This window comes from Aestuariivivens insulae (genome assembly GCF_022662195.1).
In the GTDB taxonomy this organism is placed as follows: domain Bacteria; phylum Bacteroidota; class Bacteroidia; order Flavobacteriales; family Flavobacteriaceae; genus Aestuariivivens; species Aestuariivivens insulae.
Map to the genome: position 1 here is coordinate 189,991 of NZ_JAKMCS010000004.1, position 18,406 is coordinate 208,396.

Genomic DNA, 18,406 nt, shown 5'->3' on the forward strand with positions numbered 1-18,406 from the left:
GTTTGAGGATAGCGATTTTAGGTACTAGAGGTGTGCCAAATAACCACGGAGGTTTTGAACAGTTCGCTGAGTATTTTTCAAAATACTTGGCCGAAAATGAGCATGAGGTATATGTTTTTAATTCACATAACCACCCATATCAAGAAAAAATGTGGGAAGGAGTTCATATTTTACATGAATATGATCCCGAATATAAAATAGGTACTGCGGGGCAATTTATTTATGATTTAAATTGTATTTTAAGGTGCAGGAAAATGAAGTTCGACATTATCCTACAATTAGGGTATACAAGCAGTTCTATCTGGAGTTTTTTATTTCCAAAAAAAAGCGTAATCGTTACCAATATGGATGGCTTAGAATGGAAGAGATCGAAGTATAGTAAGAATACCCGGTATTTTCTAAAGCGAGCTGAAAAGTGGGGAGCTATGTATAGTGATTTTTTAATTGCAGACTCTGTTGGAATACAGGATTACTTACAAAATAAGTACAATAAAACTTCTGAATTTATTCCATATGGGGCAAGTATCTTTATTGATGCAAGTGAAAATATTCTATCGGATTATGGCGTTATAAAAAGAAAATATTCTATGTTGATCGCCAGAATGGAACCAGAGAATAATATAGAGACTATTTTACAAGGATTTCATAAATCTAATAGTAAATTCCCCTTCTTGGTTATAGGTAAATTAAATAAGTATGGAATTTATCTAAAAGAAAAATATAAAGAAGATTCTAGAATAAAATTTTTAGGAGCCATTTATAATCAAGAAGATTTAAATAACTTGAGATATTACTCAAGGTATTATTTTCATGGTCATTCAGTAGGAGGAACAAACCCATCATTATTAGAGGCTATGGCATCTAAAGCACTAATAATAGCTCATGATAATATATTTAATAAAAGTATTTTGGCTGAAAATGCTGAATATTTTAAATCACATCTTGATATTCAGGAAATCTTTGTAAAAGATCAATATATTAAGTATAAGGAAGTTTTTTGTTTGAATAACACTAATAAAATCAAGGATAAATATAGTTGGGAAAAAATTAATGCTCACTACGAAAAATATTTAATAGGATTATTAAGCGAATGAACTTAAATCAAATAATAGAGCTTAAGAGTAATAAAAAGTATTTGCTAATAAAAATATTACTTTTATTTATACTATTACACTTCTTTGCAGATTTTCTTTGTAAACTAGATTATTATTCTGATATAGAATTTCCTCCTATGAATAGGATTTTGAAGGGAGTTTTTCTTTGTTTTTCTTTATGTTATTCTATCTATAATTTTGTTAATCATAAACATAAAAACATTTTTTTGTTATTTCCTTTAATATTTGCGTTTTACATTTTTAAAGTGAATGACTATAAAAATTTAGAAACTTTTATAAGATACTTTTTTTGGTTAGGAGTGCTTCCCTTATTCTATGATATTTATCTAAAAAAGGAATATTCAATCTTTTTCAAAGATAAGGTGTACTTTATCTTTAGAAGTTTAATATTATTTAATATTATTATAATAATAGTTGATATTATGCTGGGATTTAATTATACTAAAACCTACAATGGTACTAGATTTGGTTATAATGGCATTCTTTTAAACCAAATGCAAACACCATATTTTTATTTAACATTATTATTCGTTTTTCAAAAGAAGAAGAATAGTTTGTTATTAATAATGGTAGCCTTTTTATCCATTTTATCAGGTATTAAAGCCGCATATCTAGGTTTATTTCTGTTTTTAATATTTAAAATAGGATATATTAATAAGAATAAAATAAGTTATAAAAAGCAGGTAATATCAATTGGAGTGGTTGTGACAATTTTTGTTTTTTGGATGTATCTTTTTCTTCAGACAAAAATTTTTTCATATTTGAGAGAAACCCATGGAATAATTACAGCTTTGACCTCTGAAAGAAATCTCAATTTAAAAACTATTTTGAATGAGTTGGACAATCAAAATTTTAATTTTTTTATAGGATCAATTTCTTTAAGCTCATATAGGTCAGAATTTGGAATTGTTGATATTTTTCTTTTTTTAGGTTTTTTTGGGATTGTATTATATACTCTGTTATTTGTCTCAATATTTAAAACTTTTATAAATAATAAATTAGTCGTTAGTTATTTTATTATAACCATGATAATAGTTGCGGTGGCTGGTAATTTTTTATATTTTCCATTTAATTGTTTTATGTTTTCTATTGGAGTGATTTTTTTAACGAATTGGAAAACAGACATTTGATTAATAATGGCATAGCCTAGAAATAGTTGTCTACCTTGATGTTTTTTGAATCAGATTTATTAATAGAGATGGTATTTTCTAATCCTAGTAAAAAACTCTATTTTTGAATTACGAAAATATTTAAATGATAAAAACCATTTGCTGTATCGGTGCTGGATATGTTGGCGGGCCTACTATGGCTGTCATTGCCCAACAGTGCCCACATATAACCGTAACGGTAGTAGATATTAACGAAAAGCGCATTGCAGCTTGGAATGCTAGTGATTTAAGCCAATTGCCGGTGTTTGAGCCAGGTCTGGATAAGATTGTTTCAGATGCACGTGGTAGAAACCTGTTTTTTTCAACCAATATTGACCAGGCTATTGATGAAGCCGACATGATTTTTATCTCCGTAAACACCCCCACTAAAACCTATGGTAAAGGCAAAGGCATGGCAGCCGATTTAAAATATATCGAACTCTGTGCACGCCAAATCGCTAAAGTGGCCAAGCAAGATAAGATTGTAGTCGAAAAATCCACTTTGCCAGTGCGTACAGCCTCAGCCATTAAAAACATTTTAGAAAACACAGGTAATGGAGTGCAGTTTCAAATTTTATCCAATCCTGAGTTTTTGGCCGAAGGGACTGCTGTTGCCGATTTATTAAACCCAGATCGCGTATTAATAGGTGGTGATACCACTAAAGAAGGTCAACAAGCCATCCAAACTCTAGTGGATATTTATGCCAATTGGGTGCCACAAGAACGTATTTTAACCACTAACATATGGTCGTCTGAGTTGTCCAAGCTAACAGCCAATGCGTTTTTAGCACAACGTGTATCGTCTATTAATGCCATGTCGGCCATTTGTGAAAAATCGGGAGCCGATGTTAATGAAGTTGCTAAAGCAATTGGTATGGATAGTCGTATAGGACCTAAATTTCTAAAAGCATCTGTGGGGTTTGGAGGGTCTTGCTTTCAAAAAGATATTTTAAATCTGGTATACATTGCTAAAACATATGGACTAAAAGAGGTTGCAAACTATTGGGAACAGGTCATCCTCATAAACGATTACCAAAAAAACCGATTCTCCGATAATATTGTGAGTACACTATACAATACAGTAGCCGGAAAGAAAATCGCTTTTTTGGGCTGGGCCTTTAAAAAGGATACCAACGATACACGAGAATCTGCGGCCATACAAGTGGCAGATAACTTGTTAAATGAGCAAGCCCATTTAGCAGTTTACGATCCTAAAGTCACCGAAGAGCGTATGTACGCCGATTTAGACTATTTAAATACGCGTACCGAACAGGACAACAGGGATTTGTTAAACGTAGAGACCAATCCTTATGAAGCTTGTAAAGACGCTCACGCTATTGTGGTCTTAACCGAATGGGAAGAATTTACAACCTACGACTGGCAGCAAATATACAATAGCATGCATAAACCCGCTTTTGTGTTTGACGGCCGAGGTATTTTAGATACGGAAGCTCTTATAAACATTGGCTTTACTTGCTATACCATTGGGAAAGGATCTTAATGTTGATGTAGAAGGAGGCTAAGTGTTTCAGGTGATGAAGGTTTCTTTGGACTTTAGTCTCACTCAAGGTCATTGCGAGCATGACGAAGCAATCTGTAAGTTTTGTGGACATAACCATGAGATTACTTCGGTTACTGTGCTCCGTCGTAATTGACAGGCCATGCTTCGTTATAAATAATCGAAGACTAGAATATAAGAATGCACAATTTCGGAATTCAATTCCGAAATTGTGCAATTTTTAATATATTTGCATATGATTTTAAGGATTGCACAAAATGAACTTCTAAATTTGTCTCAACAATATAAAGCCATAGCTGTTGTTGGGCCAAGGCAGTCGGGAAAAACCACATTGGTAAAAAGTGTATTTCCAGATAAACCATATGAAAGTTTGGAAACCCCAGATATAAGAGCTTTTGCATTAGAAGACCCAAAGGGGTTTTTAGGCCAATTTCCAAATGGCGCTATATTGGATGAAGTACAACGTGCCCCAGAGCTGTTTTCTTATTTACAACAAATATTAGATGAAAAAAGGGATACAGCTCAGTTTATACTTACGGGATCCAATAATTTTTTGTTGCAACAAAAAATTTCGCAGAGTCTTGCAGGCCGGGTTGGCTACCTCAATTTATTGCCCTTTTCTCTATCAGAAATAAAAGAAATAGCGCCAAAAACCATTCATGAAAAATTATTTAAGGGGTTTTACCCACCACTATACGATAAACCTTTTGAAATTCAAAAATGGTTTTCAAATTATATACGAACTTACATAGAAAGAGATGTGAGGCAATTGCGGGGAATAGATAATTTATTGGTCTTTGAGCGATTCATCAAGTTGTGTGCAGGCAGAATAGGACAATTATTAAACAAAAATGCACTGGCTGTTGAAGTTGGTGTTGATAGTAAAACCATTGAATCTTGGTTAAGTGTATTAGAGGCTAGTTTTATAGTGTTTAGATTAAGGCCGCACCATAGCAATTTTAATAAGCGTATTGTAAGAATGCCCAAATTATATTTTTACGATGTTGGTCTGGCAAGTGCCTTTTTAGGAATCCAAGAGGCAAGTCAATTAGAGTTACATCCTTTTAAAGGGATGTTGTTTGAAAACATGGTTATCGTTGAACTCTTAAAAGAAAGATTAAATAAAGGAAAGCCAAACAATTTATATTTTTGGAGAAATAGCAGGGGAAATGAGATAGACATTGTAATAGATAATTTTGATAAATTAGTGCCCCTTGAAATAAAATCCGGAAAAACGATAACAAAAAACTATTTTAAGGGATTAAACTATTGGAATAATTTAACGGGGTTCACAGGAGGCAAAGTCATTTATGGGGGAGAAGATTATCAAAAAAGAAGCAATGGTTTTGAAGTTATTCCTTTAAATTTGTTAGCTGAAAAGATCAATAACTAAATAAAGTCTATTGAAACGCGTTTTAATAACAGGAGCAGCAGGGTTTTTAGGATCACATTTATGTGACCGATTTATAAATGAAGGCTATCATGTTATTGGTATGGATAACTTCATCACTGGGGATCCAAAAAATTTAGCCCATTTAACTGAGCACCCCAATTTTGAGTTTGTTGAACACGATGTTACCGAATTCGTTTCAGTTGAAGGGGATTTAGATTATATTTTGCATTTTGCCTCACCAGCGAGCCCTATCGACTATTTAAAAATTCCCATTCAAACCCTAAAAGTAGGCTCATTAGGAACCCACAACCTATTAGGTTTGGCTAAGGCGAAAAAGGCCCGAATACTTATTGCTTCAACCTCCGAAGTGTATGGAGACCCATTAGTACACCCTCAATCGGAAGATTATTATGGCAATGTCAACACCATAGGACCTCGTGGAGTTTACGATGAGGCAAAACGGTTTCAGGAGTCCATTACCATGGCCTATCATCGAGTACATGGGTTAGAAACACGTATTGTTCGCATTTTCAATACTTATGGGCCTCGTATGCGTCTTAATGATGGTCGAGTAATTCCTGCCTTTATAGGGCAAGCTTTAAGGGGAGAAGATTTAACGGTTTTTGGAGATGGCTCACAAACACGCTCATTCTGCTATGTGGATGATCAAATAGAGGGTATTTATAGATTGTTGTTGAGCGATTATGTTTACCCAGTCAATATTGGTAATCCACACGAAATCACAATTAAAGAGTTTGCTGAAGAAATTATTAAGTTAACAGGAACCCAACAGAAAATTATATACAAAGAGCTGCCTCAAGACGATCCTTTGCAGCGGCAACCCGATATAACATTAGCAAAAAAACTGTTACATTGGGAGCCTAAAATAGATCGTGCAGAAGGCTTGCGAATAACATATCAATATTTTAAAAGTCTTCCTAAGGAGGAGCTGTATAAAACGGAGCATAAAAATTTTAAGAATCATATAAAGTTATAATTTGAGTTATAAAAGAAGCAGATATTCTAATTTCATAAAACCTATATTTGGTTTAATAGACCTCAGTATTATTATTGGGTGTATATTTCTTTTTGAAATTAATTTAATATCCACGAGTGTCTTTATTGTTTATATAGCCTTATTGTGGATTGTTATAGCGGTAAAAAACCATTTTTATGAGGTGCAAAGACATACTAGGTTTATTCAAGTCGTTCCGTTGCTCTTTCGGCAGTTTTTGTTTTTTGGGCTAATATTATATGCTTATATAGGTGTTTTTAAGCAGCCAAACATTAGTAGGCTGGCTTTGGCAAAGTATTTATTGTTTGTGTTTTTGTTAATTTTAGCTTTTAAACTGTTTACGCTTTTTTTATTAAGAAAGTATAGGGCAGTATTAAAAGGGAATACAAGAAATGTTATTGTTATTGGGGATAATGAAAAAACCAGACAACTCATAAAGACCATTAGAACGCGATTGGATTATGGTTATAATTTTAAACAGCAATTTAAAATTAATGATAACCATGCTTTAAGGACATGTTTTGATTACATTATCGAAAACGATATTGATGAAATCTATTTTTCGGTTGCTGAGTTATCCAACAGGCAAATAAATAGTTTGGTTGATTTTGCCGATAATAACCTTAGAGAATTAAAGTTTATACCCGATAATAAAGATATATTCTCTAAAAAATTGAAATATGAATATTACGATTATATTCCGGTTTTGTCCATTCGAACCATTCCTTTACAGGAGCCGGTTAATAAATTCGTAAAACGTTTGTTCGATATTCTGTTTTCAGTATTTATAATAGTGTTTGTACTATCATGGTTAACGCCAATTTTGGCTATTATTATAAAATTAGAATCTAAGGGTCCTGTGTTTTTTAAACAATCCAGAAACGGATTTAACTACGAAGAGTTCGATTGTTATAAGTTTAGGTCGATGACCCCTAATAAAGATGCCCACCTACACCAAGCTACTAAAGGGGACCATCGTATCACAAAAGTAGGGGCTTTTATTAGGAAAACCAGTATAGATGAATTACCACAGTTTTTTAATGTATTGTTTGGAGATATGAGTGTGGTGGGGCCAAGACCGCATATGGTTAGCCATACTAATTTATATGCACAACGCGTAGATAAGTTTATGGTAAGACATTTTGTAAAACCGGGCATTACAGGATTAGCTCAAGTGAGTGGTTTTAGGGGAGAAATAGAAAGGGAAAAGGATATTATCAATAGGGTGAAATATGATATCTTTTATATCGAGAACTGGTCCTTGTTATTAGATTTAAAAATTATTTTTCAAACCTTTACCAACGCGTTAAAGGGCGAAGAAAAAGCCTATTAAATCATTTTGACAAATTGGTTTAATTGCAAATGGTAATCAAAAGATTCTAGAGCTGTTTGTTGAATTTGATTTTTGAAGGTGCTATTTCGAGGTTCAGAGGGATCAATGGTTGAAATCACATGGTTTAAGTTATTGTAATCTCCAGCTTTAGCAACCCAGCCTAGCTTATTGTCTTTTACAATATGTTCGCCTTCACCACCACCAAAATAGAGTATAGGTAAGCCCAAACGAGCGTATTCAAAGATTTTTGAAGGCACCGATCCATAGATTCTATCGACCAATGGAATAACGGCAATATCATATGTCATTAATGCTTTGTGCAATTCGGGTCTTGAAACTTCACCATGATATACGATATCCAACTCAGGATGTTTCGAAATAAATGCTTCGATAGTATGCTTTTCAGCACCAGAGCCATAAATATGAAAGCTAAGGGTTGAATAGTTCAATTCTTGGCATAATTTATAAATCCCTTGCGCTACACCCAATAAACCAGCATAAACCAATTTTAATAATTTTGAAGTAGATTGAGTTTCAATAATTTTGGGAGGTTTAGAATTTGGATAATTACGATATAAGAACGTCTCTTTTTCAGGATAAATAGAGAGGATGTGGTTTAAAATTTCAAGGCTTTGTCCCAATATCAAGTCGGCATGCTTATAATTAAAGCGTTCCATTTTTTTTAAAAGGGAGTAACCTAAGCCTTTTTGTAAAGCCCCAAGTTCTAGACCGGCTAAAGGCCATAAGTCGCTTACATTTAGAATGAGTTTTCTTTTTTTCGAACGTAAAAAGAAAACAGAAGTGAAAGCCACTAGTAACGGAGGGGATTGCACAATGACCGTTTTGGGGATTTTGTACCAAAGCAAAAACCACATCAGGCTAAAGCTATAGGATAGCATAGCAATAAGACGTAGCACCTTATTTTTGGAGTTGCTGGCAAAGAGCCATAATCTATGAATGGTAATTTGCTGCTCTGTTGAGGTATGCTTAAAAGTACCACGATAGCTGTCAAAAATTTTTCCGTTAGGGTAATTGGGTAAGGGCGTAACTACCGAAACCTTAAAATGATGTGTTTGTAAGCCTTCAGCCAATTGAAAGATACGATTGGAAGCCGCACCCATTTCCGGGGGAAAATAATTGGTTATAATGAGGACTTCCTTCATGATCACTTAAAAATAGTTGTTAAATGATTAACAATTCTTTCAGCTGTATGACCGTCCCACAATTTAGGAACGGTGCCTTGTTTCCATGTGCCTGCAAATAGTGTTTTAAAAGCGCTTTTAATTTTTTCAATATCATTACCAACTAAAATATTAGTGCCCAAATCACAGGTTTCTGGGCGTTCGGTAGTATCTCTTAGTGTTATGCAAGGCACATTTAAAACAGTAGTTTCTTCAGTAATGCCACCAGAATCAGTAATAACGCCCAAAGCGTGTTTAACCAAATAATTAAATTCCAAATACCCTAAGGGGGCTACAACATGAAGGTTTTCAAAATTCAAACTTAACCTATGCAACAGTTTTTGTGTTCTTGGATGTACTGGAAAAATAATGGGGAGACCTTTGCTGTGGCTAACCATTTGAGTGATTAGTTGCTTAAGCTGCTGTTCTTCATCAACATTATTGGGTCTATGGAGCGTCATGACCAAATAGTTTTTCTCGCTCAACTTTAAATTATTCCATAGACTAGGTTTCTTTAATTGATTTTCATGTTTAAGCAGTGTGTCTATCATTACATTCCCCACATAAAAAATATTGGATTCCGAAACCCCCAAACGTTTTAAATTGGCATTGGCATAAGTTGAGGTCGTAAAAAAATAATCGGTTAGGCTATCGGTTACAATACGATTGATTTCTTCTGGCATGGTTAGGTCTCCAGATCGGATGCCCGCTTCAACATGGGCTACTTTTATATGGGCTTTTTTGGCCACAATAGCACAGGCCATAGTAGAGGTAACATCGCCCACCACCATAACTAAATCGCATGGGTTTTGTTGTAGTTCCTTTTCAAAACCAATCATAATGGCTGCCGTTTGCTCGGCTTGGGAGCCACTTTTTACGTTTAAGTTTACATTTGGATGCGGAATATTTAACTCTTGAAAAAAAGAGCCACTTAAGTTTTTATCGTAGTGCTGTCCAGTATGCACAAGTCTGTAATTTATGCTGATACCCTGTGCTTTTTTATTTTCTATGGCTTCTATTATAGACGCAATTTTCACAAAGTTTGGCCTGGCACCGGCAACTATAGTAATGGTCATGTGTTTTGGTTTAAAAGGGATGTAAACTGCTTCAATTTACCACTTTTCGATCGAACTAATTTATCCCGTCTTTCAAAAGTAATTTGAAGGCCTTTTTCCAGATAGACTTCCATTTCGGTAATGATGTGTTTTATGTTTTCTTCTGAAAGCACTTCAGAACTTACATAAATGACCTTAAAAGTATCTGGCTTTAATTGCTCAATAACAAATGCTTTAACCTTGCTGTCCTTTTCAATAATGCTTTTGGTGACATAATAAAAGGTTAATCCTGCTGCTTTTTTACCACTAGGTAAAATAACCATATCATTGGTTCTTCCAATCAGTTTTTTAAGAATGGGAGTTTTTAGGGTACTATGTTCTGAAAGCATACCAATATCACCAATATCGTAACGAATAAAAGGCTGGGCCTTGTTGTATAGCGAGGTAATCACCAATCGACCTTCTTCACCGTGTGGTAAAACATTATTGTGTTCGTCAAGCACTTCCACAAACAAAGTCTCACTATTGACTTGCCATTGGCCTTTTGGGTTTTCAAAAGCTATTAAATCGAGTTCCGAGGCGCCATATTCATTAGCAACAGGAATACCAAATTGTTGCTCCAAGAGTGTTCTGTCATCTTCAAAAAGCATTTCGGAAGTCGTCATGCAAACCTGTAAAGATGGACATACCGTTTTAAGAACTATGTTTTTACCTTGTAAATATTTAGCAAACTGTACCATGGGGCTGGTGTAGCCGTTTAGGTATTCCAGTGGCTTTGTTTTAAAAACCTTTAACCAGTTTTCAAAACCCGCATCGCTTAAATCGAAAACATTAAATCGGGTTCTGCAGCTTATAAAATCCTTGAGTTTTTCTATATAATACCCTTTTTTGTCTAAGGGGATACCATAAAAGCGTCCTTGTTTAGAGTGGTTAAAATCGATATTATACCACCCAAACCGATTTTGGATAACTGCCCAAGTTAAAGCATGGCAAAATTTGTCTTTCGAAAATAGGAAAGGCTGTCCCGAAGCCCCAGATGTTTTATCGATGTAGATATTTTGTTTTGAAAAACCTTCAGACCAAAGGGTTTCTAAAGGATGCTGTAAATCCGATTTGGTCATAATGGGGATGCTGTTCCAATCTAACGGATTAGCACTTGTGGCAAAGGATTGATAGAAAGGATTATGCTTTAGGTGAAAGGCTACAATATCATGCTTTTTGGACTCAACGTAAGCTTTAAATTCAGTTTCATTTATATTTTGAATGCTTTTTAGCGTGCGTTGTGCTTCCCGTATGGGAAAGCCTTTAAGTTTTAAAGCAAGATTGAACAAATTCAAAATGAAGATTTTTTGTAAAGTAAATAAAAAATAGTCGTGTATTAGTCGCATTAGTTTTATTTTTGCACTCGGAAAAACAACTTTTAATGTATCGCATTGAAAAACTTTAACTTGTCATTCCCATGTAGATGGGAATCTAAGAAAAACACAAGACAATGAACATCTTAATTTTAGGATCTGGCGGAAGAGAACACACCTTTGCTTGGAAAATAGCCCAAAGCCCAAAATGTAAAAACCTATTTGTAGCTCCAGGTAATTCTGGAACGGCCAAAATAGCAACCAATATAAATATTGGGGTAAACGATTTTGAGTCGATTAAAGCAATTGTTTTGGACAAAGCTATCGATATGGTTGTGGTGGGGCCAGAAGACCCTTTGGTTAATGGTGTTCATGATTATTTCTTAAACGACGAGGCTATTAAACACGTAAAGGTGATTGGCCCTCAAAAAGAAGCTGCCGAATTGGAAGGCAGTAAGGAATTTGCCAAACAGTTTTTATACCGTCATAACATTCCAACAGCAGCTTACGAGAGCTTTACAAAAGACACTGTAGAGCAGGGCTATGCCTTTTTGGAATCCTTAACCCCTCCATATGTATTAAAAGCAGATGGTTTGGCCGCTGGTAAAGGTGTGGTGATTTTAAATGATTTAGAAGAAGCTAAAGCCGAATTAAAGCAAATGCTGGTCGATGCCAAATTTGGTGAAGCCAGTACCAAAGTAGTTATTGAAGAGTTTTTGGATGGTATTGAATTAAGTTGTTTTGTGTTAACCGATGGCAAAAACTATAAAATACTACCAACAGCCAAAGACTATAAGCGTATAGGAGAAGGCGATACAGGATTGAACACAGGAGGTATGGGTGCAGTGTCTCCAGTACCATTTGCGACCCCGGAGTTTTTAAATAAAATAGAAGAACGTATCGTTAAGCCTACTGTAGAAGGTTTTAGAAAAGATAACTTACCTTATGTGGGATTTGTGTTTATCGGTCTCATTAAAGTAGGCGACGACCCTAAGGTTATAGAATATAACGTGCGTATGGGCGATCCTGAAACCGAAGTGGTTTTCCCGCGTTTAAAGAACGATTTGGTCGACATTCTTTTGGCTATGGCCAATGGTACATTAAATACCATTGATATTGAAATTGATGAGCGAGCAGCAACAACCATCATGTTAGTGTCTGGAGGGTATCCGGAAGCTTATGAAAAAGGCAAGGAAATAACAGGGCTTGAAGCTGTCGAGGACTCCATTCCTTTTCATGCTGGAGCGCAGCTTGAAGATGGAAAAATAGTAACATCTGGTGGGCGTGTTATGGCAATTACTTCTTACGGAGATACTTATCAAGAGGCCATAAAAAAATCTTACCAAAATATAGAAAAACTACATTTTGATAAGATGTATTATCGTAAAGATATTGGATTCGATTTATAAAAATGAATGCGAAGAAACAGTTTTGTCTTCTTCGTTGTTGTCATTAAATAATTTAAGTTGCTTTAACCAGTATAACATGGCAATAAATCCTATGGCTAGGAACAACCAAGAAATGGTGTTAGCTGCAAACCAGTTGTCAAGTTCTAATGCTCTTAACGCATCATAAGGAGCAAAAAGAACATTAACAAACAAATCTTCAATAGCGTAAAAGAAATCTTTCATCAGTTTATTTATTGTTTTCTAACCGCAATTAGTTAGTATATTTACAAGGCAAAAATACAAAAACAGTTAATGATTACAAGCATTTTTAGTAAATCTAAACCAATTAATTTCATACTGGTATTTTTTATTACTGCCTTGGCATTTTTAATAGCTAATATTAAAGTTGGGGCAACATTGGTAACCCTAACTTTAGTTATAAAGCAATTCGGTTTATTTTTTGTTTGTTATAGCACCATCTTGCTCCTTAATTTTATTGTTAGTAAAAACGGACTGACAAGAAATAACAATTACGAAATATTATTATACAGCCTGTTTCTTCTGTCTTTATTGGAAACCACACAGCATACAAACATACTATGTGCCAATTTTTTTGTTTTACTCGGATTAAGGCGTATTTTAAGCATTCGGTCGCAAATAAGCTTGAGTAAAAAGTTATTCGATGCCGCATTTTGGATTGCCATTGCTGCATTATTTTACTTTTGGGCTATCTTGTTTTTCTTGCTCATTATTATAGCATTGCTACTATATACCGATAATAAATTGAATCACTGGATTATTCCTTTTATAGGCGTATTGACCGTGTTTGTTTTTACGGTTTGTTTCTCCATAATTTATTTTGGTGATTATTTTGGGGCTTTTAAAAGTTTGCCACAAATAAACTACGATTATACTAGTTATAACACACCTGTTTTTATTGTTGTAGTAAGTGTGCTGTTGTTGTTTGGATTATGGTCATCCTTATTTTATATAAAACAGATGAAGCAAAAAAAGAAAGCCCATAGACCTTCATTTACACTTATTTTAGTAGCCTTTTTAATAGCTTTGGCAGCAATAGTCTTAGCGCCAATAAAAAATGGCAGTGAATTTTTGTTTCTGTTCGCTCCGCTAGCCATTATCATTACAAATTATATTGAAATCATTAAGAAAAAATGGCTTAGGGAAGTCTTTTTGTTCTTGTTTGTTTTATTGCCATTGGTTGCTTTAATGTTGTAGTTTTTTGCCAAACGCTAAATCGCCTGCATCGCCTAAACCAGGAACGATATAGCCTTTGTTATTTAATGTTTCATCAATTGTTGCAATCCATAAATGCGTATCATTAGGGAAGTGTTTGCCAATAAAATCAACACCAGTTTGTGATCCTATTACACAAACCAAATGAATGTCTTTGGGCGCACCAAAAGGTTTAAGAGCTTCAAAAGTAGCTTGTAAAGATTGCCCCGTGGCCAACATGGGGTCGGCTAGGATAAGTGTTTTACCTTCTATTGAAGGACAAGCTAAATATTCAACCACTATATCAAAACTTTCAGGATGCTTTTTATGTTGCCTGTAAGCAGAAATAAAAGCATTGTCGGCCATATCAAAATAGTTCAATAACCCATTGTGTAGCGGTACGCCAGCCCTTAATACAGAGCATAACACGATGTCGTTTTGGGGCAAAAGAATATCCGATGTTCCCAAAGGCGTTTTAACGGGCGTTGTCTTGTAATTTAGGGTCTTGCTCATTTCGTACCCTAAAATTTCGCCAATACGCTCAATGTTTTTCCTAAAACGCATACGGTCGGTTTGGATTCCCGTATGTCTAATTTCAGAAATAAAGGTGTTTAGAATAGAATTTTGCTCGGAGAGGTTGTGGATATGCATAGGACACAAAAGGTTTATGATGATTAAAATTAACTAAATTTAAATACCCGTTGTGCATTTTGGGTCAAACTAATTCTTAGAATGTCAGTTCGAGTGTCCGCCAAAGGCAGGACGTATCGAGAACTATTTTAAAGACTAAAATTCTTGCCTGCCTGCCGGTAGGTTCTCGATAAAAATTTTACTCATTTCAATCGTAAAATTCACTCGAACTGACAGAATTTTATCAAAATGCACAACGGTTAAATATAAAGTATATTTCTTCAGTAAAAAGCTAAATGTTGTGTCTAAAAATCACAAAATTTAGTTTCACTTTAGGAACCGCTTTACCAGCCCAAATAATTTTTTTTATTTGGTTTTGACAACTTTCAAATGAAACACCTATGCCTAAATTTTAGACATACAATAGGGATGATGATTTGGGTGTTACATGCGATGTCCTGAGCTTGTCGAAGGATGACCATTAAATAAAAAATAAATATTAACACATGAAAAAAATCATGTACTTTTGTTCAACAAAATAAAATACACCATGTTTACCAATAAAGCGAATAAAATATTTCAAGACGTTATTGAAAAATACCACGTGATTAACACTGTAGACCAACCCTTTGAAAATGCCTATCCCAAAAGCGATTTAATAGAGCATTTGTTGTATAGAAAATGTTGGATTGACACGGTACAATGGCATTACGAAGATATTATCCGCGATCCACAAATAGACCCTGTTGCGGCTTTAAAATTAAAGCGCCAAATAGATGCTTCCAATCAGGACAGGACAGATATGGTAGAGTATATAGATAGCTATTTTTTAGAAAAATATAAAGATATTTCAGCTAAGGCCAATGCGACCATTAATACAGAAAGTCCAGCTTGGGGGATAGACCGATTATCTATTTTGGCATTGAAAATTTATCATATGAATGAAGAAGCTACTCGTGAGGATGCCTCTTCAGAGCATAGAGCAGCTTGCCAGAAAAAATTAGATGTGTTGTTGGAACAACGTGTGGATTTATCAACCGCTATTGATACCCTTTTAAATGATATTGAAAATGGGGATAAGTATATGAAAGTATACAAACAAATGAAGATGTACAACGACGACGAGCTTAACCCTGTATTGCGTTCGCAGAAATAATTAATACGTCGTGTGCCCATTTTGAATTAAAACGCGGTATGTCAGTTCGAGTGTGCCGACGTTTACTGTCGGCATGTATCGAGAACCTATAGTGAAAAAAATTTCTCAATAGTCCTGATGGGTAAAGCCGAAGTACAAATTCGCTAGAAGTGCAGGCGTTTCAAAATTGAAAGACGGAAAGGTTATGCAAATTAAGCCCAAACACATTTTGGTAATCCGCCTATCTGCCATGGGTGATGTGGCTATGACCATTCCCGTGTTGCGAGCATTGACCGAACAATATCCAGAACTTAAGATTACGGTGCTAACCCGTACTTTTTTCACGCCTTTTTTTCGGGATATCAATAATGTAACGGTTTTTCCAGCAGATCTAAAAGGAGAGCATAAAGGTGTTTTCGGACTTTACAAATTGGCACGGCAACTTAATAAAGAAAACCGGTTTTATGCGATAGCCGATTTGCACAATGTGTTAAGAAGTAAAATCTTAAAACAGTTTATAAGATGTAAGCGCTTTGTTTCCATCGATAAAGGACGGAAAGACAAAAGAGCATTAACAAAAGGGCGGCTTTTTAAACAGCTAACAACTACCCGCCAGCGCTATGCCAATGTTTTTGCAACTTTAGGATATCCGTTAGACTTATCCAACCCATCATTTCCAAAAAAAGCAGATTTAAACGAAAATATAGAAGCTGTTGTTGGAAAAGATTCTAAAACCATGATTGGTATTGCGCCATTTGCGGCCCATAAAGGGAAGCAATACCCCTTAAATCTAATGAAAGCAGTTATAGAATCGCTTTCAAAGGAGTATAAGGTTGTTTTGTTTGGCGGGGGAGATGAAGAGACAGCTATATTAAATGCAATTGCATCTGCCAATACAGGGGTTGTTAATATTGCGGGTAAACTGTCCTTAGAAGAGGAGATGGATGTCATTTCAAATGTAGAAATTATGCTGTCCATGGATTCTGGCAATGCCCACATGGCAGCCATGTTGGGCGTGAAAGTGATAACTATTTGGGGTGTCACACATCCGTATGCCGGTTTTGCACCCTTTAACCAACCTTCAGATTATGCTTTGCTTTCCGATAGAGATAAATACCCAAAAATCCCAACTTCAGTATATGGTAACAAATACCCTGAAGGCTATGAAAATGCAGCAGGAAGTATTTCACCTGAAACTGTTGTGGAAAAAATCAAGTCCGTCATTTAGAATTTTGTCATTCCTGCGTGTTACCCTGAGCTTGTCGAAGGGAAGGCAGGAATCCACTAAACAAAGGTTAGGGATGTAAAAAAGAGTTTCTTTTCCGCAAAAAGGGTCTACACATCATCATAATCCACCACCACAGTTGGTGTAGTAGGGTGTGCTTGACAAGTTAAAATTAAACCTTCAGCAACTTCACTATCGGTTAAAATATTGTTTTGTCGCATGGTAGCTTCACCGTCTTTAATACGTGCCAAACAACTACTACAAATACCACCTTGGCAAGAGTAAGGAGCGTCTAGATCTTCATCAAGGGCCGCTTCCAGTATGGTTTGTTTGGCAGACATTTCAAACGTGGTTTCTTCATCATCAACAATAACCGTGATTTTGGTTTTGCCAGAAGGCGCTGCAGTAGTATCTTCTACTTCATCAACTTTGGCGGCTTTAAACAGTTCAAAATGAATGCGGTTTTCATCAATATCATGTTCGGTAAGTACATCTTTAACCGTATGTATCATGGCTTCGGGACCGCATAGGTAATAAGCATCCACCTCAACATGTTTATGTTTGTTTTTCATGACATAATTGACCGTGCTTTTTTCAATACGGCCAAAAATGGAATCGTCGCTATCTTCTTGGCTAAACACAAACTGAATGGAAAAACGGTCTTTGTATTGATGCTGAAGATCCAAAAGCTCATTTAAGAACATGGTATCTTCGGTAGTTTTATTGCCATACACCAAAATGACTTTACTGTACACCTCCTCTTCCAAAGCACATTTTATAATGCTCAATACAGGTGTAATACCACTACCGGCGGCAAAGGCTGCAATGTTTTTGGTTTTAGAATCGTTAGGCTGAAAAGTGAACCGCCCCTTAGGAGGTGCTACTTCTAGAGTATCTCCAACTTTTAATTGCTTGTTCGCATAAGCAGAAAAGGTGCCATCTGTAACTTCTTTTACGGCCACTTTTAAATCGCCACTTTTTGGGGAAACACATAACGAATAATCACGGCGTACCTCTTTGCCTTCGATTTCCGTTTTAAGGGTAATGTATTGTCCTGCTTTAAAAGCAAAAATATCTTTTAAGTTTTCGGGAACATTAAAAGCAATGCTTACGGCTTTATCGGTTTCTCTTTTTATGGCCTTTACAGAAAGTTTGTGAAATGATGACATTTGATAATTTTTGACAAAAGTACATGAATTTTTTTATTAGAATATTCAAAAAGATCAAATGAAAAAATTACATGGACTAACGAAGAGATTACTGTGTCCTTCGGCCATGCTCATGATAAACTTAGGTTGAAGTTTGGTTACCGAAAAGAAGTTAAATGTTATACTTTTTAGAAACACAATTTCTCATCACTAATCATCTTGGTATATTACTCATTATGTCTTTTTTTACTATTTAAATAGCTCTGAATGGGTTCCTATCCTTATGAGTTTAATTGTCATGCCCTCTTCAATTTGAAACCAAATAATCAACAAGTCAGGTTTAATATGGCATTCCCAATTATCACTATACTTTCCCTTTAATTTATGGGGTCTCATACTTGCGGGAATTTCTTTTACGCCATTAGCTTGCAACTTTTGCAAAACTTCACGTGTCAAATTAAAATCTGTTCCTTTTGTCTTGATCTTTTTTAAATCCTTTTTAAACCTTGTTGTTGGTATTAATTCATACATGT

The 18,406-nt window shown here is 35.1% G+C and carries 17 protein-coding genes; 10 read left to right on the plus strand and 7 right to left on the minus strand.

Annotation, left to right across the window (positions count from 1 at the left end; translation table 11 throughout):
* Positions 1–2: 2 nt before the first annotated feature.
* From MR062_RS06815 to MR062_RS06840, 6 genes are all read left to right on the plus strand, one after another.
* Positions 3–1,094, plus strand: a complete 1,092-nt coding sequence (locus MR062_RS06815) for a DUF1972 domain-containing protein (RefSeq protein WP_242203344.1) — start codon at positions 3–5, stop codon at positions 1,092–1,094.
* The gene (locus MR062_RS06820) at positions 1,091–2,245 is read left to right on the plus strand and encodes a hypothetical protein (RefSeq protein WP_242203345.1); all 1,155 of its coding nucleotides are present in this window, start codon (positions 1,091–1,093) and stop codon (positions 2,243–2,245) included. Before MR062_RS06815 ends, MR062_RS06820 begins: the two co-directional genes overlap by 4 nt.
* A gap of 124 nt (positions 2,246–2,369) precedes the next feature.
* A complete protein-coding gene (locus tag MR062_RS06825) occupies positions 2,370–3,764 on the plus strand; it encodes a UDP-glucose 6-dehydrogenase (protein ID WP_242203346.1) in 1,395 nt (464 codons plus the stop codon).
* Between the two features lie 253 nt (positions 3,765–4,017).
* Positions 4,018–5,175, plus strand: a complete 1,158-nt coding sequence (locus MR062_RS06830) for an ATP-binding protein (RefSeq protein WP_242203347.1) — start codon at positions 4,018–4,020, stop codon at positions 5,173–5,175.
* A gap of 10 nt (positions 5,176–5,185) precedes the next feature.
* On the plus strand, positions 5,186–6,172 hold the full coding sequence (locus MR062_RS06835) for a UDP-glucuronic acid decarboxylase family protein (RefSeq protein WP_242203348.1): 987 nt from the start codon (positions 5,186–5,188) through the stop codon (positions 6,170–6,172).
* A 1-nt stretch (position 6,173) separates the two neighbouring features.
* The gene (locus tag MR062_RS06840; RefSeq protein ID WP_242203349.1) at positions 6,174–7,523 is read left to right on the plus strand and encodes an undecaprenyl-phosphate glucose phosphotransferase; all 1,350 of its coding nucleotides are present in this window, start codon (positions 6,174–6,176) and stop codon (positions 7,521–7,523) included.
* On the opposite strand, the gene MR062_RS06845 is transcribed toward MR062_RS06840, so the two are convergent.
* Genes MR062_RS06845 through MR062_RS06855 form a run of 3 tightly spaced genes read right to left on the minus strand, consistent with a single transcriptional unit; the run spans position 7,520 to position 11,096 of the window.
* Entirely contained in the window at positions 7,520–8,686 is a 1,167-nt protein-coding gene (locus MR062_RS06845; protein WP_242203350.1) for a glycosyltransferase family 4 protein, read from the minus strand. The genes MR062_RS06840 and MR062_RS06845 overlap by 4 nt on opposite strands.
* Before the next feature lie 2 nt (positions 8,687–8,688).
* Positions 8,689–9,780 carry a non-hydrolyzing UDP-N-acetylglucosamine 2-epimerase gene (wecB, locus tag MR062_RS06850; protein ID WP_242203351.1) on the minus strand — a complete coding sequence of 364 codons (1,092 nt, stop codon included), beginning with the start codon at positions 9,778–9,780 and terminating at the stop codon, positions 8,689–8,691.
* The gene (locus MR062_RS06855; RefSeq protein WP_242203352.1) at positions 9,777–11,096 is read right to left on the minus strand and encodes a phenylacetate--CoA ligase family protein; all 1,320 of its coding nucleotides are present in this window, start codon (positions 11,094–11,096) and stop codon (positions 9,777–9,779) included. Before MR062_RS06855 ends, wecB begins: the two co-directional genes overlap by 4 nt.
* Positions 11,097–11,251: 155 nt before the next feature.
* On the opposite strand from MR062_RS06855, the gene purD reads away from it, so the two are divergent.
* A complete protein-coding gene (gene purD, locus MR062_RS06860) occupies positions 11,252–12,523 on the plus strand; it encodes a phosphoribosylamine--glycine ligase (protein WP_242203353.1) in 1,272 nt (423 codons plus the stop codon).
* On the opposite strand, the gene MR062_RS06865 is transcribed toward purD, so the two are convergent.
* Positions 12,518–12,745 carry a DUF6341 family protein gene (locus MR062_RS06865; RefSeq protein ID WP_242203354.1) on the minus strand — a complete coding sequence of 76 codons (228 nt, stop codon included), beginning with the start codon at positions 12,743–12,745 and terminating at the stop codon, positions 12,518–12,520. The genes purD and MR062_RS06865 overlap by 6 nt on opposite strands.
* A 69-nt stretch (positions 12,746–12,814) precedes the next feature.
* On the opposite strand from MR062_RS06865, the gene MR062_RS06870 reads away from it, so the two are divergent.
* Positions 12,815–13,738 (plus strand): DUF6427 family protein, encoded by a 924-nt coding sequence (locus MR062_RS06870; protein ID WP_242203355.1) that lies wholly within the window; start codon positions 12,815–12,817, stop codon positions 13,736–13,738.
* On the opposite strand, the gene upp is transcribed toward MR062_RS06870, so the two are convergent.
* A complete protein-coding gene (gene upp, locus MR062_RS06875) occupies positions 13,727–14,386 on the minus strand; it encodes a uracil phosphoribosyltransferase (protein ID WP_242203356.1) in 660 nt (219 codons plus the stop codon). The two genes, MR062_RS06870 and upp, sit on opposite strands and share 12 nt — an antisense overlap.
* Before the next feature lie 529 nt (positions 14,387–14,915).
* Here upp and MR062_RS06880 point away from each other — a divergent pair.
* Entirely contained in the window at positions 14,916–15,521 is a 606-nt protein-coding gene (locus MR062_RS06880) for a DUF4254 domain-containing protein (protein ID WP_242203357.1), read from the plus strand.
* 166 nt (positions 15,522–15,687) lie between these two features.
* The gene (locus MR062_RS06885) at positions 15,688–16,728 is read left to right on the plus strand and encodes a glycosyltransferase family 9 protein (protein ID WP_317235786.1); all 1,041 of its coding nucleotides are present in this window, start codon (positions 15,688–15,690) and stop codon (positions 16,726–16,728) included.
* 107 nt (positions 16,729–16,835) lie between these two features.
* On the opposite strand, the gene MR062_RS06890 is transcribed toward MR062_RS06885, so the two are convergent.
* Both MR062_RS06890 and MR062_RS06895 read right to left on the minus strand, forming a co-directional pair.
* Entirely contained in the window at positions 16,836–17,894 is a 1,059-nt protein-coding gene (locus MR062_RS06890; RefSeq protein WP_242203358.1) for a ferredoxin--NADP reductase, read from the minus strand.
* A 228-nt stretch (positions 17,895–18,122) separates the two neighbouring features.
* Complete coding sequence (locus MR062_RS06895; protein WP_242203359.1) at positions 18,123–18,404, minus strand: type II toxin-antitoxin system RelE/ParE family toxin; 282 nt, start codon at positions 18,402–18,404, stop codon at positions 18,123–18,125.
* Positions 18,405–18,406: the final 2 nt, after the last annotated feature.

Coding starts and splice junctions, on each gene's coding strand:
- MR062_RS06870 (WP_242203355.1), top strand. CDS start 12,815: ATGATTACAAGCATTTTTAGTAAATCTAAACCAATTAATTTCATACTG.
- wecB (WP_242203351.1), bottom strand. CDS start 9,780: ATGACCATTACTATAGTTGCCGGTGCCAGGCCAAACTTTGTGAAAATT.
- MR062_RS06825 (WP_242203346.1), top strand. CDS start 2,370: ATGATAAAAACCATTTGCTGTATCGGTGCTGGATATGTTGGCGGGCCT.
- purD (WP_242203353.1), top strand. CDS start 11,252: ATGAACATCTTAATTTTAGGATCTGGCGGAAGAGAACACACCTTTGCT.
- MR062_RS06830 (WP_242203347.1), top strand. CDS start 4,018: ATGATTTTAAGGATTGCACAAAATGAACTTCTAAATTTGTCTCAACAA.
- MR062_RS06845 (WP_242203350.1), bottom strand. CDS start 8,686: ATGAAGGAAGTCCTCATTATAACCAATTATTTTCCCCCGGAAATGGGT.
- MR062_RS06890 (WP_242203358.1), bottom strand. CDS start 17,894: ATGTCATCATTTCACAAACTTTCTGTAAAGGCCATAAAAAGAGAAACC.
- MR062_RS06865 (WP_242203354.1), bottom strand. CDS start 12,745: ATGAAAGATTTCTTTTACGCTATTGAAGATTTGTTTGTTAATGTTCTT.
- MR062_RS06895 (WP_242203359.1), bottom strand. CDS start 18,404: ATGTATGAATTAATACCAACAACAAGGTTTAAAAAGGATTTAAAAAAG.
- MR062_RS06880 (WP_242203357.1), top strand. CDS start 14,916: ATGTTTACCAATAAAGCGAATAAAATATTTCAAGACGTTATTGAAAAA.
- MR062_RS06820 (WP_242203345.1), top strand. CDS start 1,091: ATGAACTTAAATCAAATAATAGAGCTTAAGAGTAATAAAAAGTATTTG.
- upp (WP_242203356.1), bottom strand. CDS start 14,386: ATGCATATCCACAACCTCTCCGAGCAAAATTCTATTCTAAACACCTTT.